Here is a 20,135-nt window from a genome sequence, read left to right as displayed (position 1 = left end):
TGAAAGATGGTGCATCCGGGAGGATTCGAACCTCCGACCGCTCGGTTCGTAGCCGAGTACTCTATCCAGCTGAGCTACGGATGCAAATGGCGGTGAGGGGGGATTCGAACCCCCGATGCAGCTTTTGACCGCATACTCCCTTAGCAGGGGAGCGCCTTCAGCCTCTCGGCCACCTCACCACACGCGACTCTTGCGAGCTGTGCCCACTCAACCTTTCGTTGTCTCATCGGCACTGCGTGGCGCACATATTACTTTCACGGGCTGATAAGTCAAACAATTTTTCCTGAGTTTTCACGCAATCTGATTCGTTTGCACAATTCACAGGCAAACCGCTGTGAATAGCGTCAACCTGCTGTTTTTATGAACCGCAAAAACCCCCCGCTTTATCCAGCATGGCGCGCGCGCCATGCCTACCGAGCGCGCGCCGCCAAACCGTTTGGATAAAAAAAAAGTGCGCCTCTCCTCGCTGGGGCGATCGCCGGACAGGAATCCACGCCACAGGCGGAGATGACGCCGGCAGAGAAACGTAACAGAGAAGCGTAAAAGGAGAAAGCGACGGAAGAAAGAGGATACGAGGGGGGAGCGACAGAGGTCGCAGCAGGCACCGCGTAAGCGCCCCGCTGCGATGCGAGACGCTATACCGAAATTAATACGTCGTCGGTTGGGACTTTTCCGCCTGAATACGCTGGTAGATCTCTTCACGGTGCACGGAAACCTCTTTCGGAGCATTCACACCGATACGTACCTGGTTTCCCTTCACCCCCAACACGGTGACCGTTACTTCATCGCCAATCATGAGGGTCTCACCCACTCGACGAGTCAGAATAAGCATTCTTTGCTCCTTGAAAGATTAATTAGAGTCGGGTCTCTCAGTTTTTCCCCGCCATTATCCATCATCTGTAGTAAAAACGTAAACAGCAACAAATCTATAATGTGTAAGCAGATTCCCGCCTACTACATTCTTAGTACAAGTTTAGCTCAAACCACAAACACCATTGCAAAATTTATAACACCAAGCGGGCGAAAAAACAAAAAAACGCCGTATCCAACAAATGGATACGGCGTTTTCACCGTTCTAGCGCGGATTACAGCTTAGCGGCAACCCAGTCCGCCACGCTAGCCAGCGCCTGAGGCAGGGCTGCAGCATCGGTTCCTCCGGCCTGCGCCATATCGGGACGTCCGCCGCCTTTGCCACCGACCTGCTGCGCGACCATACCGATCAGCTCGCCGGCCTTCACCTTGGCGGTCAGATCCTTGGTCACGCCGGCGATCAGGCTAACTTTACTCGCCTCCGCCGTCGCCAGCACCACAATGCAGGAGCCCATCTGGTTTTTCAGGTCATCCACCATGGTACGCAGCATCTTCGGCTCCACGCCGTCCAGCTGACTCACCAGCAGCTTCACCCCGTTAACCTCGATGGCTTTCCCGCTCAGCGAGGCGCTCTCCTGCGCAGCCTGCTGATCCTTGAGCTGCTGCAGCGCTTTCTCCAGCTGGCGGCTCTTTTCCATCACGGCGCGGATCTTCTCTGCAACGCTTTGGGCATCACCTTTCACCAGGGATGCAGCCTCACGCAGCATATCGCTCTCCTGGTGCATCGCCAGCAGCGCCTGCTCACCGGTCACCGCCTCGATGCGGCGCACGCCGGCCGCGGTGCCGCTCTCGCTGACAATGCGGAATAGGCCGATATCGCCGGTGCGCTCTGCGTGCGTACCGCCGCACAGCTCGGTGGAGAAGTCACCCATGCTCAGCACGCGAACCTGGGCGTCGTACTTCTCGCCGAACAGCGCCATGGCCCCTTTGGCCTTAGCCTCCTCCAGCCCCATCTCCTGCGTGTCTATAGGCAGGTTGCGACGGATCTGGGCGTTAACGATATCCTCAACCTGACGGATCTGCTGCGGCTTCATCGCCTCCGCGTGCGAGAAGTCAAAACGCAGAGCGCCATCGCTCACCAGCGAACCTTTCTGCGCGACATGCTCACCCAGTACGCTGCGCAGGGCGGCATGCATCAGGTGCGTCGCCGAGTGGCTCTGGCGGATACGCTCGCGGCGCGCGCCGTCGATGCCGGCCTGGACCCGCTCTCCGACCCGCAGGCTGCCCTGGGCTACCTTACCGAGATGTCCGATAGCCTGACCGTACTTCTGGGTATCCTCAACCACAAAACGGCAGCCCTGCGCCGTCAGCTCACCGCGATCGCCCACCTGACCGCCGGACTCGGCGTAGAACGGCGTCTGCGCTAGCACGACAACCCCTTCCTCGCCGGCCTGCAGGACATCAACCGCCTGCCCGCTGTGAAACAGGGCCGTCACCAGGGCATCCTGCTGCTGCAGGTGATAACCGGTAAAGTCCGTGCTACCGTCAACGCGGATCATGCTGTTGTAGTCGGCGCCGAAGCCGCTGGACTCGCGCGCACGACGGCGCTGAGCCTCCATCGCCCGCTCGAAGCCCTCTTCATTCACCTTCAGACCGCGCTCGCGGCACACGTCGGCGGTCAGATCCAGCGGGAAGCCATAGGTATCGTACAGGCGGAATGCGGTCTCGCCGTCCAGGGTATCCCCGTCCAGCGTGGACAGCTCGTCGTCCAGCAGCGTCAGCCCACGTTCCAGCGTGCGCGCAAACTGCTCCTCCTCCGTCTTCAGCACCTGCTCCACCATCGCCTGCTGCTGCGCCAGCGCATCGGCGGCCGACCCCATCACGGCGATCAGCGGCTTCACCAGCTTATAGAAGAAAGCCTCTTTGGCACCCAGCATATGTCCGTGGCGCACGGCGCGGCGGATGATACGGCGCAGCACGTAGCCGCGGCCTTCGTTGGAGGGCAGCACGCCGTCGGAAACCAAGAATGCGCAGGAGCGGATATGATCGGCGATCACCCGCAGCGATTTGCTGCTCAGATCGCTGACGCCGATCACCCGCGCGGTCTCCGCGATCAGGGTACGGAACAGATCGATATCATAGTTGGAGTTAACGTGCTGCAGCACCGCCGCAATACGCTCCAGCCCCATCCCGGTATCGACGGAAGGCTTAGGCAGCGGCAGCAGCGTGCCGTCGCTCTGGCGGTTAAACTGCATAAAGACGATGTTCCAGATCTCAATATAGCGATCACCGTCCTCATCTGGGCTGCCCGGAGGTCCCCCGGCGATGTGGGCGCCGTGGTCATAGAAGATCTCGGTGCACGGGCCGCACGGACCGGTATCGCCCATCTGCCAGAAGTTATCGGAGGCGTAGGGCGCACCTTTATTGTCGCCTATGCGAATAATACGCTCGCGCGGTACCCCGACCTCGTTGGCCCAGATGTCGTAAGCCTCGTCGTCGCTTTCGTACACCGTCACCCACAGCTTCTCTTTCGGCAGGTTAAACCACTGCACGCCGGTCAGCAGCTCCCAGGCAAAATTGATGGCGTCATGCTTGAAGTAGTCGCCAAAGCTAAAGTTGCCCAGCATTTCAAAGAAGGTGTGGTGACGGGCGGTATAACCGACGTTCTCCAGGTCATTATGCTTACCGCCGGCGCGTACGCAGCGCTGTGCCGTAGTTGCACGGCTATAGCTGCGCTTATCGATACCAAGGAAAACATCTTTAAACTGGTTCATCCCGGCGTTGGTAAACAACAGTGTCGGATCGTTGTTCGGCACCAGGGAGCTGCTGTCCACCACCTGGTGGCCCTTACTGTGATAAAAATCGAGAAACGCTTGACGGATCTCAGCGGTACTCTTGCTCATAAATGTCCCGGAGTCTGGCTAGAAGAACAGTCCGTGAACAAAACAGCCCGCATTCCGCTGCCGACGCCCGCTCACGAACACAAAGTGACACTAAGATAAAATTTCTTCTCACCGAAGTAAAACGCCGCGTGCGTTCACGAAGTTAAATCGCGCAGGGCATCCTGGATCTCCTCCGAAAAGAAGCCTCGGTACAGCAGATAGCGCTGCACTTTAACCCGAGTAGCCCAATCGGGCGAGAGCGGTAAGGAGAAGTGGCGCTCCAACGCCCGGCGCGCCTGTGCGCTCCAGTCGATCTCACACTCGGCCAGCGCCTGCTGGATGAGATCGCGCGCCACGCCGCGCACCCCCAGCTCCTGACGAACGCGCTGCGCGCCATAGCCTTTACGGCTGCGGGACTCGATATAACGCTGAGCAAAGCGGGCGTCGTCCAGCCACTGATAGCGCTGACAGTGGGCGATAGTCAACGCTATCTCCCCCTCAGAAACGCCCTGCGCCGCAAGTTTGCGGCGCAGTTCATTCTCGCTGTGGTCACGCTGGGCCAGCAGACGCATGGCCCGGTTAAGCGCGTCGCTCACGCAGACCTCGCCGCGTCGCGCCCGTGGCCGGCGGGATTAGAAGTTTTCATCATCCGTCGCCGCATCGTCTTCGCGCTCGGCCCCCGCGCGCTCGGCGTCGGTCGCCGCGGCGTGACTCAGCAGCAGCTCACGCAGCTTGCCCTCCAGCTCAGCGGAGATCGTCGTATTCTCCTGCAGAAACTTCATGGAGTTCGCTTTACCCTGGCCGATCTTGTCGCCATTGTAGCTGTACCAGGCGCCGGATTTATCCAGCAGCTTGTGCTTAACGCCCAGATCGATCAGCTCGCTCTCCTTAGAGATACCGGCGCCGTACAGGATCTGGAACTCAGCCTGACGGAACGGCGGGGCCACCTTGTTCTTGACCACCTTAACGCGGGTCTCGTTGCCGACCACCTCATCGCCCTCTTTTATGGCGCCGATGCGACGGATATCCAGGCGCACGGAGGAGTAGAACTTCAGCGCGTTACCGCCAGTGGTGGTCTCTGGGTTACCGAACATCACCCCGATCTTCATACGGATCTGGTTGATAAAAACCACCAGACAGTTGGCATTTTTGATATTGGCGGTCAGCTTACGCAACGCCTGCGACATCAGACGCGCCTGCAGACCAACGTGAGAGTCCCCCATTTCGCCTTCGATCTCCGCCTTCGGCGTCAGGGCAGCCACGGAGTCCACGATGATCACATCGACGGCGCCGGAGCGTACCAGCGCATCACAGATCTCCAGCGCCTGCTCACCGGTATCCGGCTGCGATACCAGCAGATCATCGACGTTGACCCCCAGCTTGGCGGCATAGATCGGATCCAGCGCGTGTTCGGCGTCAATAAAAGCGCAGGTCTTCCCCGCCGCCTGGGCGCGCGCGATGACGGACAGGGTCAGCGTGGTTTTACCGGAGGACTCCGGCCCGAAGATCTCAACGACGCGCCCCATCGGCAGACCGCCGATGCCCAGCGCCACGTCCAGACTCAGAGAACCGGTTGAAATGGACTCAATGTCCAGCGTTTGGGTATCCCCCAGACGCATGATAGAACCTTTACCAAACTGCTTTTCAATCTGGCCTAACGCCGCAGCCAGGGCACGTTGTTTGTTCTCGTCCATCCGTTTACTCCACGCATAGCAAATCTGAAATTGACCTTGATTATACTGTATGCTCATACAGTATCAAGACTCACGTAAGAAATTTTTCCAGCAGCGTCTGCAGCGCAAACTGCGCCGCCTGCCGCCGCACGGCCTCCCGATCGCCGGCAAAACGTCGGCACAGGCACAGGGGCTCCCCGCCGCGAGCGGCAAAGCCAAACCAGACGGTGCCGACCGGCTTCTGCACGCTGCCTCCGTCGGGCCCGGCAATCCCACTCACCGCCACGGCCAGGTCGGCCCGCGCCGCGCGCAGAGCACCGACGGCCATCGCCGCTACCACCGGCTCGCTGACCGCCCCATGCTGCGCCAGCACGCCGCCTGCCACCCCCAGCATCTCCTCTTTGGCCCGATTGCTGTACGTGACAAAGCCGCGCTCAAAATAGCACGAGCTACCGGCAATATCGGTCAACAGCTTGGCGATCAGCCCCCCGGTGCAGGATTCGGCGCAGGTGATCTGCTCCCCGCGCACACGCAGACGCTCGCCCACCTTTCGGCTTAACGCCGTGAGCGATTGTTCCATAGCGACTCCTTGGTTCATAGCGGAACTGACGGCATAGTAGCACGTTCTGCCGCGGGAGGCCCCGGCGGCGGAGCGCAGGGTTAAAATAATGAGGAAAAATAAATAAGGTTAATAGAATATATAGATATTATATTCAACAGGCCAATACTGAAATAATAAAAATACCTCAAAAAAATAATCTCAATATTCCCGTTAGGTCGCTCACACAATAACGTCAAATTTAAAAACGGCGCAGCGAAAACATGTTAATTAGCGGTTGACACAGCATTAATCTCGAAAAAGAAACTGAGAAAACACCATAACCATAAAGCCGCTGACGCCCCTACCGTCGGGCCGAGCCGATGTGTGTCGCGTTTTATTTCCCATTAATGCAAGGACACCGCTATGAAGAAAAAACGAAATACGACTTTCCGCCGGTCTACGCTCGCACTCTCCATCGCACTGCTGCTCGGTACCGGCGCCATATTCCCCCGCGAGGCTGCCGCCGATCAGCCCCGTCTCTCCAGCCGCACAACACCGATTATTACGCTTAATGATGCAACTAATACCTATTATTTTAAAGACGCCAATAAAAACGGCACACTGGATCTCTATGAAGACTGGCGCAACCCCGCCGCGCTGCGGGCCATCGATCTGCTGAGTAAAATGCGCAATGAAGATAAACTGGGACTGATGGTCATCGGCTCACAGTCATTGGGATCAACAGGCTGCTCAAGCCCCAACGCCAACGGTATTTTATGTGAGACCTACCGCCAATTTACCAGTAACGTATTCAGTGCGCCCGGCGACAGCTTTGAATTCTTTGAAAAGCCGGTTATTGAACGTAGCGCGCCAGCGACTGAAGGGATCCTCGACTGGAAAGTGCGCTTTATGATCGATCGCAGCAACGCCGATCCGCTGACGCTGGCCATCTGGACCAACGCCCTGCAGCAGGTGGCGGAGGGCTCCACGCACGGCATCCCCGTCGTGGTCACCTCCAACCCACGTAATCACAACACCAACAATGTCGGCTTTGGGCTTCAGGAATCTTCCGGCACATTCTCTCTATGGCCCAGCACCCTGGGAATGGGGGCTGCTTTTATTGGTGAAATGCAAACCCGCAACGCCCGCAGCAGTCTTATCCAAGACTTCGCCAACATGGCGGCACAGGAGTGGGAGGCCACCGGCGTTCGCAAGATATATGGCTATATGGCCGATACCGCCACCGATCCGCGCTGGTTCCGGCTGGCCGATACTTTCGGCGATAGCCCGGAAATCGTAGCCGAGGCAACGCGCCAGGTCGTTACCGGATTTCAGGGGGATCAGCCAAGTAACCTGGATATTGCCATGACCACCAAGCATTTTCCCGGCGGTGGCGCCCGCGATCGCGGCACCGATCCCCACTATGTCTACGGCCAATACTCCCCCTACCCGACCAAAGACAGCTTGTACCGCTACCACCTGCCGGGCTTTATCGCCGCCGTCGATGCCGGAACCTCCTCGATCATGCCCTACTATGCGCGCCCCAGCGACGCCATGAGCCTGCCCCAGCTGTATCTCAGCGATATTCCCGAGGCGGAGAAGATCGTCAATAGCGCCGGCGACGGCTCTACCCTGTTTACCCGTGACCGCTTCGGCAACCGTATCTACGACCCGCAGTATCTGGCCAAAAAAGTTCCGGAGAAATTCCTGGATCAGGGTTTCAGTGAAGAGCTGGGCTTTGCCTATAGCCATAAGCTGATCGACCGTCTGCTGCGCGATCAACTCGGCTTTACCGGCTACATCAACAGCGACTCCGGTATTCTGACCGGCATGGCCTGGGGGCTGGAAAACGCAACGCTGGCCCAGCGCGTCGCCCTCGGCGCCGCCAACGGCGTAGATGTGTTCAGCGATCTCTCTGATGTTTTCCTGTTCCGCGATGCGTTCGACAGCGAACAAAGCTTTAACCAAGCCATATTGGATCAGGCCGCTGGCCGCCTACTGACGGAGATGTTCAGTCTGAGGTTATTTGAAGACCCCTACCGCGACCCGCAGCAGGCCGTTGATATTTTCAATGAGCCGGCGCGACACGAGGCCGCCTACCAGGCCCATCAGAAGTCGGTCGTGGTGCTGAAGAACAGCGGCAATCTGCTGCCGTTGACCGAAGAAAAGATCGGCGATGCGCCGGTCTACATCGAGTTCTTCTCACGCGACGCCGAGGCGCAGCGGGCGACGGACACGCTGACGCTATACCAGGCGATCAAACGCCAGGCGCCCTGGCTAAACGTTACGTTTGACATCAATAATGCTGACTATGCCTTGCTGTTCGTCAAACCGGCAGACGGCGTCGGCCTATTCGAACAGAGCGCAGAATTTGTCTACAACCTGCAAGTTAATGATCATAACGGCATCGATATCGATCGCATTAATATGATCCAGGCGAAAGTTCCCACCATCGTCAATGTTAACCTGTCCCAACCGTGGCTGTTGGAAAATCTGGAGCCGGGTGCGGCTGCCATCACCGCCAGCTTTGCCACTCTTTCTGAAGCGGTCGTGGATGTACTCGCCGGTAACGTCAACCCCTCTGGTGCACTGCCGGTAACCCTACCGCGCAACGAAGGTGAGGTCGTCAAAGCTGAAACGGCCGGGCCACAACGCGATGGCCGCAAGATAGCATCCGATGTGCCGGGCTACCTGCGTGATAACCTACAGGAGTATGCCTACACCGACAGCGACAATAACCGCTACCAGACTGGCTTCCATCTGGTATGGGATATCGCGAACCTGGATAACAGTGCCCCCAATCGAAACGCGCTGCTGCAACAGGCACGCATCGGGCTGATCTCCACCCGTTATCAACAGGCGGAAAACCCGCCCGAAGTCAATCGCTACTACCTCAGCGCAGAAGCGATGGCAGACAGAGTCTCTGCACACAAAGGCGAAACACTGGCCCTGAGCAATCAGGTTAATCTTGCCGTTAACCAGCCGGCTCACACTGCAGCCGATGCAGATGCTAATCTGAAAACGCGCCAGCCGGCGCGCAGCATGAATCCGGGGCTGTTTATCACTAAGGAAGATAACGACGTGACGCTAGACCACGTCTTTAACGGTGGCGTTTATCAGCGGACTCAGGATAACAGCGCTAACGTCTACTCTGCCGGGATCTGGCTGGACGCCTCCGCGGACCATAATTCGCTGCACCTGAACCGCAGCATCAACCTGGCCTACAGCAATGCCCTGGCCGCTTATGGGGTATTCCAAAACGCCAGCAGTCAGGACAACCTGCTGCTGCTGCAGAACTCACTGAATCTGTCCATCGGCGACGGTGTCACCTCACACGGTATCTACCACGGTAACAGCAATGCCTATAGCCTGCTGACAGATGAAGGTTATGACAGCGGGCAGCGTCAGGCGTTCAGCCAAAGCGTCGTCGTTCTGGATAATGCGGCCAACATCGCTGTGCGTTTGAAGGACGGTGTATTGCCTAGTCTGACAAAAGCCTTTACCAACGTGCCGACGCTGATCCTCAATAACAGTCTGGTGGGCGGCGATATCACCCAGACCGCGGGAGACGACTTCCTGCTCAGCTTCAACAGCGCGCTGTACGGCGACATCGCCCTGAGCAACGGTAACGATATCTTCGTGCTGGACGAAAGCAGCCGTGACGTCACTCTGCGTGGACAGATAACGCCAGACTATCGGTTTACCGATAGCCTCTACATCTACACCCCCTCCTGCAGCGACAGTAGCTGTATTCAGCTCATTCAAGGCGAAGACAGCTTCAGGGTTGTCAGCACCGCGCCCGTCGGCGGTGACACCCACACCATCGCAGACGTCCGCTACGGCGCGCTGAACCCGTTCAATGTCTACCAGGTTACGGCGGACGGCAGCGTTTCCGATGTCGCGCTGCTGAGCCGCGATGTTCCACCGCCGCTGCGCCCGCTGATCCAAGCCTACCGCTATACCTTCGCCAACGGCTATCAGGCGGACTTCGCCCTGCCCGTGCAGGATAGTGACCGCGTTACCCTACGCGGCGCCGAGATGCGCGTCGGCGACTGGCGCCTGACGCCAAACGCCGTCGTTACCCCGCAGGGCTATCGACTGCGCAGCGACGGCCTGCTGGTCCGCGCCGGTACGCCGCTGCCGGGGCTGGTCACCGGCAGGGTCGAGGTGCCCAGCGAGCCCACCTATGTCCTGCTCCCTGACGCCAACGGCGCTCCCCGCATGGAGCGCTTCACGGAGCCGCGCGTCCTCGATCCCGGCAAGCCGCTTACCCTGACCCAAGATGCCCTGCTGGTGCGGGATATCGCCACCCGCGCCGCGCCGGAGAATACGCTGCTGGTCGCGATTGACGGGGCGCAGATGCAGGTCAAAACCCCCGCCGGCATCCAGGCCAGCGTCGACATCAACGCGCTGAGCGCAACCCGGGTCAGCCATATCCCCGGCAGCGCGCTGCATGTCGATGCCTTTAACTACCTGTTGGAGGTCCCGGGGATGCTCAACGACACGCTGCAGGCTCGCGAGCGCAGCGTGCGTCTGCAGGAGGGCGAGCTGGATGTCTATCTGAACTACCTGGCCGACAACCGCACCGATGACGGCGGCAACGGCGGCGCGGGCAGTAAGGGGCAGACCTCCGGCATCGCGCTGGGACTGGGCGCTGGCGTAACCGATACCCTGACGCTGTACGGTCAGTTGGCGAAGACCTACGGCAGCCTGAGCAGCGGCGCCAGCGAGGCCGACGTGGATGTCAACAGCCTGACGCTCGCCCTCACCTTCCGCCCGCAGATGACGGAGGAGAGCAGCACCCCCTTTGTCTCTCTGAGCGCCGGGCTGGGCTGGAGCCAGTATGAGCCACGCCGGCAGATGGGGAGCCTGGGACAGGCGCGGGCAGAGAGCGATGGGTGGCTTTACAGCTATGCGCTGACGGCCGGCTATGAAGCCAGCCTGAGCTCGGCATGGCGTCTGACGCCGTCGCTGGCGCTGCAGGGTAGCTATCTGCGCCAGGACGCGTTCCACGAGTCGGGACACGATACGCTGGCCCTCGACGTCGCCCGCTTCAGCGACAGCCGTAACGATATCGCCCTGCGCCTGGACAGCGATTATCGCATCAGCCTCGGCGACTGGCAGATAGCGCCACGGCTGTTCGCCGAATACCGCTATGGCCTGGGCGATAAAAACAGCCGGGCGGATCTGCGTCTGGGTAGCGCGACGCTGGATCCGATCGTCCACGTCCGCGGCGATAACCAGCTGCGCGGCGGCGCAGAGCTGGGCGTCGGCTATGGCCCCTGGTCGCTGGCGCTGCGCGCCGACGGCACCGTCGGCGATAAGCGCGGCGGCGGCAGCGCGGCCCTTCTCGTAGGCGCCCGCTTCTAACCTCCAACGGCCCAACCCTCCGGCGCGCGCCCCGCGTGCGCCGGTATCCTGAGCAGCGTCTCAGGTCGTGTCCGCGCGGCGCCATCGCGCCGCGCTATCCGCCCTCTCCCCTCCGTAGGCAGCGCCGTCGGCTACTTCACCAGGCCATACTGCAGCACCAGCTGCGTCAGCCCGGAGGCCAGCAGCTGCAGCGACAGCGTCACCAACACAATGCCGGCGATGCGCGCCATGGCATCGATCGCCCCGCCCGAGAGGCGTCCGTGCAGCGGACCGACCGCCAGAAATGTCAGAGCAATAGTCGGCGCCATCAGCAAAATCACCGCCGACAGCTGCAGCAATCCCGCCAGAGAGCCGTGGCTGGCCAGCGAAATGCCGACGGCGATGGTTCCCCCGCCGATGGTCAGCGGAAACAGCAGCGGCACCAGCACCATATCCTGCACGTTGGGGCGGGCATCGGGCGCGACGACCATCCGCGCCGGCTCCGCCTTGGTCCCCTTGGTCATCAGCGGCCAACCCTGAAACAGCAGCGCCGCGCCGCCGGTCGCGGTCAGCGCGTGGGCGTTCAGCCCCAGCGCCATCAGCAGGTAGTTCCCGATCCAGATCGCGATCAGCATCACCGCCACATATTCGAGCGCCACCTTCCAGGCCAGCTGGCGCAGCGTATGGGGTGGCACCTGGCCCAGCAGGATCGTCGCCGCCGTGATGGTGGCCGGGGGACAAAACATCGACAGAAAGGTGACATAGGTGAGCAAAAAATGAATCAGCCACGTTTCCATACCGTCCGTCCCCGTCGGAAAAACAGCGCCAGCGCCAGGCTCAGCAACAGAGCGCCCAGTACCCACAGTAGCGCCGGCCCGCCCTGCTGCCACAGACTAAAGATAAAGCCGACGATCACCAGCAGCATCACCAGCGCCCCGCACAGCAGCAGCGGCGCGGCGGCGCCGATCTCCCGGCGCAGGCGCCAGGCCACGACAAAGACCGCCAGATAGCAGAACAGAAAGGTCGCGCTGGCGACGTTGGCCAGCGCGCCGAGATCCAGCAGCAGCGTTATCAGCATAATCAGCGCCATCACCGTCAGGTTGCCGGGCGTACTCTGGCGCCACAGCGGGCGGTGGAACGCCTCCGGCAGCTCACCCTCGCTGCCCATGCTGGCCATGATGTTAAAGGCCGCAAACAGCGTCGCGTTGATCGCCGAGGCCGTCGCCAGCAGCGCGCCGATCGCCACGATGGTATAGCCCACACGCCCCAGCAGCGGATAGGCGGCCTGTGCCACCGCCGTATCGGCATAGCGCTCCAGCTGCGCCGCCGGCACATCGCTGACCAGCACCAGCGCCAGCGTCACATACAGCAGCGCCGTGACGCCGATGGCCAGCGTGAAAGCCCGCGGCATGGTGGTGGCCGGGCTGCGCACCTTATCGGCCGCGTTGGCCATCATGCCAAAGCCCGCGTAGGCGAGAAAGGTAATGCCGATGGCGGAGAAGAAGGCCCCACCGCCGGGCGATGACGTCAGCGTCAGCGAGGCCGGGTGCAGCGCCCATACCCCGGCGGCGATCAGCACCAGCAGGATCCCCAGCTTGACGGCCACCAGCACCACCTCCAGCCGCCCGACGGCATGGCTGCTCAGGGCGTTGAACAGCGCCATCAGCGCGATCACCCCAGCGCATAACTCAGGATCACCCGCTGATCCTGACTGCCATCATGCAGCAGATCGGCGGCATAGGCACCAAACGCCCGCGCTACCATGGCGATGGTCAGCACCAGCGTCACCAGATACAGCAGCGACAGCGACAGCGTCAGCAGCCCGTCGCCCAGCCCACGGCGAAAGAAGTCGATTATGCCGCCGTTGCTGGGGTAGCGTGCCCCCAGACGGGCGTAGGCGTAGCCCGAAAACATGGCCACCACGCCGCCGAAGACAAAGGCCAGCCAGGTCGACGAGCGCATCAGCAGCGCCGCCTGCCCCAGCAGCGCGAAGATCCCCGCGCCGACCATCGCCCCGATACCGATGGCGACCACATGCCACAGCCCCAGGGGTTTCTCGTTGTCGCCATCGCCCGCGTTCATCGTATTTAGGCCTTATACAGGTTATATCCCAGCCGCGCGGCGACGTCCGCCACCATTTTTTGCCCACGGACGCTGTTACCCGCCTCATCCAGCGGCGGAGAAAAGGCCGCGATGCCCATCACCCCCGGTACCACGGCCAGGATCCCGCCGCCGACCCCGCTTTTGCCCGGCAGACCGACGCGGTAGGCCCAGTCGCCGGATTGTCCGTACAGCCCCTCCATGGTCATCTCCGCCAGGATATACGGCACGTTGTCGACCTGCAGCACCCGCCGTCCGCTGCGCGGATTGACGCCCCCCGCCGCCAGCGTGGCGCCCAGCGTCGCCAGCTCAACGGTATCAATGAGCGTGGAGCACTGGCGGGTATACACGTCGCAGGCCTCCATCGGATCGCAGTACATGGTGCCGGCCGAGTAGAGCAGCCAGGCGATGGCGCGGTTGTGGAAGTTGGTGGTCTGCTCCGACTGGTTTACCTCGTCCGATAGCGCCACCGTCTCGCCGGCCAGCTGCTGCTGGATGGCCAAGATACGCTGCCAGCGCTGCTCACGGTTATCGGCCTTAATCAGGCTGGCCGAAGCCATGGCCCCCGCATTGACCAGCGGCGACAGCGGCTTGCCGCCGTGCAGCTCCAGCGCCATCACCGAGTTGAACGGCAGGCCGGTCGGATCGGCGCCGATCTTATCCTGCACCGCCTCGGGCCCCACGTCCTCCAGCGCCAGCGCCAGGGTACATACCTTGGAGATCGACTCCAGGGCGAAACGGTAGCCGCTGTCGCCGGCGCAGTACACCGCGCCATCGCGCGTGACCACCGCCACCGCCGCCAGCTGGCTCGGCACGCTGGCCAGATAGGGTATGTAGTCCGCGTTTTTCCCTCCCACCAGCGTCGCATACTGTGCGTGGGCCGCATCGACGGCCTGCTGCAATTTCTGTGCATCTAACGTCATGATATAACTCCTGATACCACTCCGGGTTAAAATGCAGGCAGGGCATATGCCCTGCCCAATGTCTTACGGACGGGATCAGACCGGTGACGTCGGCGGTTTATTGCCGGGCGCCGCGGCGGCCTGCTGTGCCTGGGCCGCCAGCACGCTGGGGTGAGCAGAGGAGTCCGTCGGGATGCCCGGATGCCCCCCTCGGCCTGCCAGGTGAACGGCGCAAAATCGCTGTTGTCATCGCGCCAGTGCGGCTTACGGATGGCATAGATAACAAACGGCACCAGACAGAAGAACAGCGACAGGGCTATTAGGATACCGACATACGCCATCGGGCTACCCACCGCGATCTGGCTGGGCGGCACAAAGCTGAGGATAAAGGCCAGAATCGAGCCCACCAGCCCCGCCCCGCCGATGATCCACATGCCGATCGCGCCGCCGGGAATGCGGTAAGGCCGCGGGCGGTTAGGCTGGCTATAGCGCAGGTAAATCGCCGAGCAGAACATCAGGATGTACATGATCAGATACAGGATCACTGTCAGCTGACTGAGGATCTGATACGTCGCCTGCACCGACGGCAGGATCACGAACAGGATCGACAGAATGGTGACGATCACCGCCTGCAGCAGCAGGATATGGGTCGCCATGCCATTCTGGTTGGTGTGCTGCCACCAGCGCGGCAGGTAACCCGCCTTCGCCACGACCAGCAGACCGGTACTGGGGCCGCCGACCCAGGTCACCACCCCCGCCAGTACGCCGATCGCCAGCGCGCAGGCCATCACTGGCCCGAGCCACTCCACGTGCGCCCATTTGAACATGTCGTCAAAGGCCACCAGCAGACTCTGGGTCAGGTTGATATCGGACTGGGGAATGATAAAGGCGATGGCCAGGGTCCCGAAGACGAAGATCACTACGGTACCCAGCGCCGCCAGCATGATGGCGATGGGGTAGTTACGCTGCGGGTTGTCCACATCCTTGACGTGAATGGCGTTCATCTCCACCCCGGCGTAAAACAGGAAGATACTCGCCGCCAGCACCACGTTGTCGAAATTGGTGAAGTCGGGTACCACCTGATCCCAGCTTAACGTGATTTGCGGCGTACCGCCGCCGATCAGGTAAGCAAATCCCAGCACGATCAGGATAATCGCCGGAATGATGGTGCCGATCATCCCGCCCCATTTGGAGACCTTGGCAAAGGTATTCACTCCTTTAAAGGCAATAAAGGTCGCCAGCCAGTAGATGAACAGTACGATGGGCAAGATAAAGAATCGGTTGGCGGAGAGGGCCTCATCCCAGCGCTGATCAGGGCCGATAAACGCCAGGGAGACGGCGCCGAAGGTCAGCGCCGTCGGGAACCATACCGTCACCTCAATCCACAGCATGCACATCGCCAGGAAAGCCCAGTGCGGTCCGAAGGCCTCGCCGACCCAGCGGAATATCCCCCCTTTCTCCGGCCAGCCGGTCGCCAGCTCAGCGGCCACCAGCGAGACCGGGATCAGGAAGAAGATCGCCGCAAACAGGTAGTAGAAAATGGAGCTCAACCCATATTCCGCCTCTGCCGGCAGTCCGCGCAGGCTGACCACCGCGACGATATTCATGATCGCCAGGGTCATGATACTCAGTTTCTTCACCGACACGGGGGAGGCGGCGGTCGATTTTGTAGCCATGATAGTCACTCCTTACCTCAAGGGTGGACAGGCGCCTCAGGAATGCTTGAAGCTGTTCTGATGCGCCACATGGGCCACTGCCGGATGGGCCTTGAGATAGGCCAGCGCCGCGCGGAAGTCCGCCATCAGCAGCTGAGCGAAGTCCATCTCAAAGCCGCGGCGGCACATGATGCGCATCACCACCACATCGGACATTTCGCCGTTCAGGGCAAAGGCCGGAACCTGCCAGCCGCGCAGGCGCAGGCGCTCGGAGAGATCGTACAGGCTATAGCCCAACTCCTTGCCGGCCGGAATGCGGAAGCACACCGCCGGGATGCCCTGCTGCGGATCACCGCTACAGATAAACTCATAGGGCCCCAGCTTAGCGATCTCCGCCGCCAGGAACTGCGCCACCTGATAGCTGGCGGTATGCACCTTGGTGTAGCCCTCGCGTCCCAGACGCAGGAACTCATAGTACTGCGCGATCACCTGGCCCGCGGGACGGGAAAAGTTAATGGCAAAGGTACCGACCTGTCCACCCAGATAGTCCACCTTAAAGATCAGATCCTCCGGCAGGGAGGCGGCGTCGCGCCACACCACCCAGCCGCAGCCGAGCGGCGCCAAGCCGAACTTATGCCCGGATGAGCTGATGGATTTGACCCGCGGCAGGCGGAAGTCCCAGACGATATCCGGGGCGCAGAACGGCGCCAGGAAGCCGCCGCTGGCAGCGTCGACGTGCATGTCGATATCCAGCCCGGTACGCGCCTGCAGATCGTCCAACGCCTTGTGCAGCACATCAGGCATCTCATAGTTACCGGTGTAGGTTACGCCGAAGGTCGGCACGACGCCGATGGTGTTCTCATCGCAGGCGGCGATCATCCGCTCCGGATCCATAAACAGCTTGCCGGGCGCCATCGGGATCTCGCGCAGTTCGACATCCCAGTAGCGGGCAAACTTATGCCAGCAGACCTGTACCGGCCCGCACACCATATTGGGTTTATCCGCTGGTTTTCCCTGCGCCAGACGCTTGGCGCGCCAGCGCCACTTCATCGCCATGCCGCCCAGCATGCAGGCCTCGGAGGAGCCGATGGTATTGGTACCGATGGCCTGCCCGTCCGCCGGACGCGGCGCATGCCACAGATCGGCCACCATGTTGACGCAGCGCAGATCGATCGCTGCCGACTGTGGATACTCCTCTTTATCGATCCAGTTTTTATTGATCGAAATATCCATCAGGCGGTGTACATAGTCGTCATCCCAGGTCTGGCAAAACGTCGCCAGGTTTTGCCGGGCATTGCCATCTAAAAACAGCTCATCGTTAATAATCTGGAAAGCAATGTCTTCGCGCATTTCTCCCTGAGGAAAATGGTGAGCCTCCGCCGCCGTGCGAATAGTCTCTGAACCAAAGCGGGAATCCAAATATCCCCCACGGGTGTCAGTACCTTTTTTCATTCTCTCTCTCCCAAATGGTAAATCGCTGATGACCAAAAGACAGACTCAGGAGAAAAGGGCAGTCGTTATGCACCGCCCGTTCCCTATTCCTCCTTAAGTGATCGCCAAAATAGGTAAACAGGCAAATTATTAACAACAATTATTTATAGAATGATTAAGATAATGATGAGAAAAATAACGCTAACTAATAGATAAGAAAGAAAACTATGGCAGGGAATAAAATCATTCGCCGCCCGCAACGCGGGACGGCGACATTGTGCCCGGACGGGCGATCAGGAATCAGATACGGAACTGTGCGATAGTGCCGTGCAGCGACCGGGCGTGCTCCTCCAGCGCGCGGGCATCGCCCGCCAGCTGCTCGGAAAGGGCCGCGTTCTGGCGGATACCACTGTCCATGAAGGCCACCGCGCTGACGACCCCATCCACCGTTCCGGCCTGCTCGGCGGAGTCTGCGCTGATCAGGTTCACCGCGCGTTTCACCTGCTGCATCGCCGCATCGATTTGGGTCATACAGCGCTCGGCGCTGTCAACGGAGTGGGCGTTGCTGCGCACTCGCTGTACCGAGCGGGCCAGCAGCTGGCCGATGTCGCGGGCGGCGACCGACGAACGCTGGGCCAGAGAGCGAACCTCGGCGGCCACCACGGCAAAGCCGCGTCCCTGACTGCCGGCCCGCGCCGCTTCAACCGCCGCGTTCAGCGCCAGGATATTGGTCTGAAACGCGATGGACTCGATGATGCGAGTAATATCGGAGATCTCCGCAGAATCCTTGATGATGTGCTCCATATCCGCCACCACGGCATGGATCACCCGGCTGCCCTCGGCCACCTGCTCGCCGGCGTCGGCCACCAGACTGTCCGCCTGGCCGGCGTTCTCGGAGTTACGCTTCACCGCCGCCGCAAACTGCGCGATCGCCGCCGCCGTCTGCTGAATGGACGAGGACTGACTGTCGCTACGGGCGGCCAGATCGCCGCTGCCACCGGTCAAGCCCTGGCTGACGCCGGAAACCTGCTGTACCGACGTTTTCACCTGCCCCAGCAGGTCGGTCAACGCCCGCTGCATCTCCTGAGTCGCCGCCAGAATGCTGCCCGCCGGCACCGGCGCTATCGCCAATCGATACTGCAGATCGCCCGCGGCAATGGCGTTAATTAGGCGACGCAGGGCAACCGGCTCTGCGCCCAGCGTACCGCTGATGGTGCGCCGGATCGACAGGGCGATCAGCACCACCGTGGCGACCGCCAGCGCAGCCAGCGCCAGCATCAGAAAGCGAAAGTGTTCGGAGACCCCGCGCGCAACTTGGGTCTGCGCGTTGCTATAGCCATCCTCGATGGTGATAAAGGCATTGATCTGCTTCAGCCAGGTCACAAAGCGGGGGCCGGCCTGCTGCAGCAGCAGCTGAGACGCCTGCTCGCGCTGCCCCGCCTCGCGCAGGGCGATCACCTGCGCGATCAGCGGCAGAGTCTGGGACTCCGTCGCCGCCAGTTCGCGATAGACTCGCTGCTCCTCTGCGCTGAATCCGGCGTTGCCGCTGCGCAGCTGCTCCAGACGCTGCCAGGCCCGCTGATAGTCGCCCCCCAGACGGGTAATATCCCGCACGATGGGCGCCAGGGCGCCCGGCTCCACCAGCACGACGTCGCGCAGCGCAATGGCGCGATCGTGCACGCTGCCGCGCAGATCGACCGCTAGCTGCTGCTTCACGTTATTCACATCGTTAATCTGCTCCAGCGAGCTTTTAATCTTGCCGACCTGCCACACGCTGACCGATGCCAGCAGCAGCACCAGTACCAATACCACGCCAAAGCAGATGACGATCCGCTCCCCAATTGTCACTCGCTGAAAATAACTGCGTACTGCCGCCAACATGACTTTCCCTCAAATAAAATACCGACCGCGCATCGGCTAAATAGGTTTTATCGTTATCCTGCCGTGGGGTAACCCCAGCGCCACCCCGCTCGCCAGTCTCATCGATAACCGACACCGTTCTGAAATGGTTATCCGTAACTACGCTATATCGGCCAGACGCGGCAACAATTCAGTCATCTCGCCGCTTTATTTACCTATCGATGAGATAGCAATGGCGAATCAATCCTGCGCTAGCGGAATCATGGCGCTTTCTTGCTCAGGATGCGGGGCTCCCCCCCGGCGGATCGCCCGTTCGGCCCGGAGCAGATAACCCGGCAGATTTTGCGCCGCCGTACGCCATTCGCGGCTATAGTGCTAATAACGCGTTTTCCGGCAGCTCGGCGTCGGCCCCCCGGGCATCCCTTGAAAAGGCTCCGCGTTGCTGGCAAGATGGCGTAAAATATGTAATACAAAATGCATATTCTATTTATCGATCAATTAAGTGAGGCAGTGACAGCAATGAAAATGACGCTACTCGCCGCGGTTCTGGGCGCCCTGACGCTGGGCGGCACCAGCCTGGCCCAGGCCGCCACGGAAACCACGCCGCAGAACATGACCTGCAAAGAGTTTGTGAACCTGAATCCTAAGGCGATGACGCCGGTCGCCTTCTGGATGCTCAATAAAGATACCGACTATAAAGGCGGTGACTACGTCGACTGGAATGAGGTCGAAACCGTCGCCGTTCCCCAGGTCATGGAAGTCTGCAAGCAGCATCCGCAGAAGAAAGTCATGGATATCAAAGGTCAGATTAAACCTGCCGGCAACGCGGCGCACTAATCCACCGGCGCCCGGCTCCGTTGAGTCGGGTGCGTTTCTCCCCCGCCGCCCCACGCCGAATGGACAGCCCGCCCGCAGTGCCTACACTTAATGGG

11 protein-coding genes, 2 tRNA genes and 2 pseudogenes are annotated in these 20,135 nt (G+C 60.7%); 2 read left to right on the top strand and 13 right to left on the bottom strand.

Translation table 11 applies throughout. The features are described from left to right. Window positions 1-7: 7 nt before the first annotated feature. The 7 genes from QY76_RS06015 to pncC all read right to left on the bottom strand — a co-directional run bounded on the left by QY76_RS06015 (window position 8) and on the right by pncC (window position 5,945). Window positions 8-84: transfer RNA gene (locus QY76_RS06015), tRNA-Arg, on the bottom strand. 3 nt (window positions 85-87) lie between these two features. Continuing rightward, window positions 88-179: transfer RNA gene (locus QY76_RS06010), tRNA-Ser, on the bottom strand. 467 nt (window positions 180-646) lie between these two features. Further along, window positions 647-832 carry a carbon storage regulator CsrA gene (gene csrA, locus QY76_RS06005; RefSeq protein WP_002209449.1) on the bottom strand — a complete coding sequence of 62 codons (186 nt, stop codon included), beginning with the start codon at window positions 830-832 and terminating at the stop codon, window positions 647-649. A gap of 253 nt (window positions 833-1,085) precedes the next feature. Next, window positions 1,086-3,713 carry an alanine--tRNA ligase gene (alaS, locus tag QY76_RS06000; RefSeq protein ID WP_045426803.1) on the bottom strand — a complete coding sequence of 876 codons (2,628 nt, stop codon included), beginning with the start codon at window positions 3,711-3,713 and terminating at the stop codon, window positions 1,086-1,088. Window positions 3,714-3,847: 134 nt separating this feature from the next. Then, window positions 3,848-4,288, bottom strand: coding sequence for a regulatory protein RecX (locus QY76_RS05995; RefSeq protein WP_034164621.1), 441 nt, complete (start codon window positions 4,286-4,288; stop codon window positions 3,848-3,850). Window positions 4,289-4,324: 36 nt separating this feature from the next. Beyond that, the gene (gene recA / locus QY76_RS05990) at window positions 4,325-5,386 is read right to left on the bottom strand and encodes a recombinase RecA (protein WP_012849684.1); all 1,062 of its coding nucleotides are present in this window, start codon (window positions 5,384-5,386) and stop codon (window positions 4,325-4,327) included. Window positions 5,387-5,456: 70 nt separating this feature from the next. Next, the gene (gene pncC, locus QY76_RS05985) at window positions 5,457-5,945 is read right to left on the bottom strand and encodes a nicotinamide-nucleotide amidase (RefSeq protein ID WP_034164622.1); all 489 of its coding nucleotides are present in this window, start codon (window positions 5,943-5,945) and stop codon (window positions 5,457-5,459) included. A 384-nt stretch (window positions 5,946-6,329) separates the two neighbouring features. Between pncC and QY76_RS05980 the strand changes: the two genes are divergently transcribed. Then, window positions 6,330-11,276 (top strand): autotransporter domain-containing protein, encoded by a 4,947-nt coding sequence (locus tag QY76_RS05980; protein ID WP_045426801.1) that lies wholly within the window; start codon window positions 6,330-6,332, stop codon window positions 11,274-11,276. A 131-nt stretch (window positions 11,277-11,407) separates the two neighbouring features. On the opposite strand, the gene QY76_RS05975 is transcribed toward QY76_RS05980, so the two are convergent. The 6 genes and pseudogenes from QY76_RS05975 to QY76_RS05950 all read right to left on the bottom strand — a co-directional run bounded on the left by QY76_RS05975 (window position 11,408) and on the right by QY76_RS05950 (window position 19,224). Continuing rightward, window positions 11,408-12,052: a MarC family protein gene (locus tag QY76_RS05975; protein ID WP_034164625.1), complete on the bottom strand. Its 645-nt coding sequence runs from the start codon at window positions 12,050-12,052 to the stop codon at window positions 11,408-11,410. Then, window positions 12,037-13,337, bottom strand: a pseudogene (locus tag QY76_RS05970) (APC family permease). The gene QY76_RS05975 and the pseudogene QY76_RS05970 overlap by 16 nt, the downstream one beginning before the upstream one ends. Window positions 13,338-13,342: 5 nt before the next feature. After that, on the bottom strand, window positions 13,343-14,278 hold the full coding sequence (glsA, locus tag QY76_RS05965; RefSeq protein ID WP_045426795.1) for a glutaminase A: 936 nt from the start codon (window positions 14,276-14,278) through the stop codon (window positions 13,343-13,345). 75 nt (window positions 14,279-14,353) lie between these two features. After that, window positions 14,354-15,933, bottom strand: a pseudogene (gene gadC / locus QY76_RS05960) (putative glutamine/gamma-aminobutyrate antiporter GadC). Between the two features lie 36 nt (window positions 15,934-15,969). After that, window positions 15,970-17,364 (bottom strand): glutamate decarboxylase, encoded by a 1,395-nt coding sequence (locus tag QY76_RS05955; RefSeq protein ID WP_045426790.1) that lies wholly within the window; start codon window positions 17,362-17,364, stop codon window positions 15,970-15,972. 279 nt (window positions 17,365-17,643) lie between these two features. Then, entirely contained in the window at window positions 17,644-19,224 is a 1,581-nt protein-coding gene (locus tag QY76_RS05950) for a methyl-accepting chemotaxis protein (protein ID WP_045426787.1), read from the bottom strand. A gap of 498 nt (window positions 19,225-19,722) precedes the next feature. Between QY76_RS05950 and hdeB the strand changes: the two genes are divergently transcribed. After that, window positions 19,723-20,040, top strand: coding sequence for an acid-activated periplasmic chaperone HdeB (gene hdeB / locus QY76_RS05945; protein ID WP_045426783.1), 318 nt, complete (start codon window positions 19,723-19,725; stop codon window positions 20,038-20,040). Window positions 20,041-20,135 lie beyond the last annotated feature (95 nt).

It is taken from the genome of Edwardsiella sp. EA181011, from assembly GCF_000800725.1.
GTDB classification, from domain to species: Bacteria; Pseudomonadota; Gammaproteobacteria; order Enterobacterales; family Enterobacteriaceae; genus Edwardsiella; species Edwardsiella anguillarum.
The sequence above is the reverse complement of the archived record's forward strand: the minus strand, read 5'-3'. Positions and strand labels throughout refer to the sequence as shown.

Bases quoted from the DNA above. Each gene is read 5' to 3' on its own strand.
- csrA (WP_002209449.1), bottom strand. From the start codon at position 832: ATGCTTATTCTGACTCGTCGAGTGGGTGAGACCCTCATGATTGGCGAT.
- alaS (WP_045426803.1), bottom strand. From the start codon at position 3,713: ATGAGCAAGAGTACCGCTGAGATCCGTCAAGCGTTTCTCGATTTTTAT.
- recA (WP_012849684.1), bottom strand. From the start codon at position 5,386: ATGGACGAGAACAAACAACGTGCCCTGGCTGCGGCGTTAGGCCAGATT.
- pncC (WP_034164622.1), bottom strand. From the start codon at position 5,945: ATGGAACAATCGCTCACGGCGTTAAGCCGAAAGGTGGGCGAGCGTCTG.
- QY76_RS05980 (WP_045426801.1), top strand. From the start codon at position 6,330: ATGAAGAAAAAACGAAATACGACTTTCCGCCGGTCTACGCTCGCACTC.
- QY76_RS05975 (WP_034164625.1), bottom strand. From the start codon at position 12,052: ATGGAAACGTGGCTGATTCATTTTTTGCTCACCTATGTCACCTTTCTG.
- glsA (WP_045426795.1), bottom strand. From the start codon at position 14,278: ATGACGTTAGATGCACAGAAATTGCAGCAGGCCGTCGATGCGGCCCAC.
- QY76_RS05955 (WP_045426790.1), bottom strand. From the start codon at position 17,364: ATGAAAAAAGGTACTGACACCCGTGGGGGATATTTGGATTCCCGCTTT.
- QY76_RS05950 (WP_045426787.1), bottom strand. From the start codon at position 19,224: ATGTTGGCGGCAGTACGCAGTTATTTTCAGCGAGTGACAATTGGGGAG.
- hdeB (WP_045426783.1), top strand. From the start codon at position 19,723: ATGAAAATGACGCTACTCGCCGCGGTTCTGGGCGCCCTGACGCTGGGC.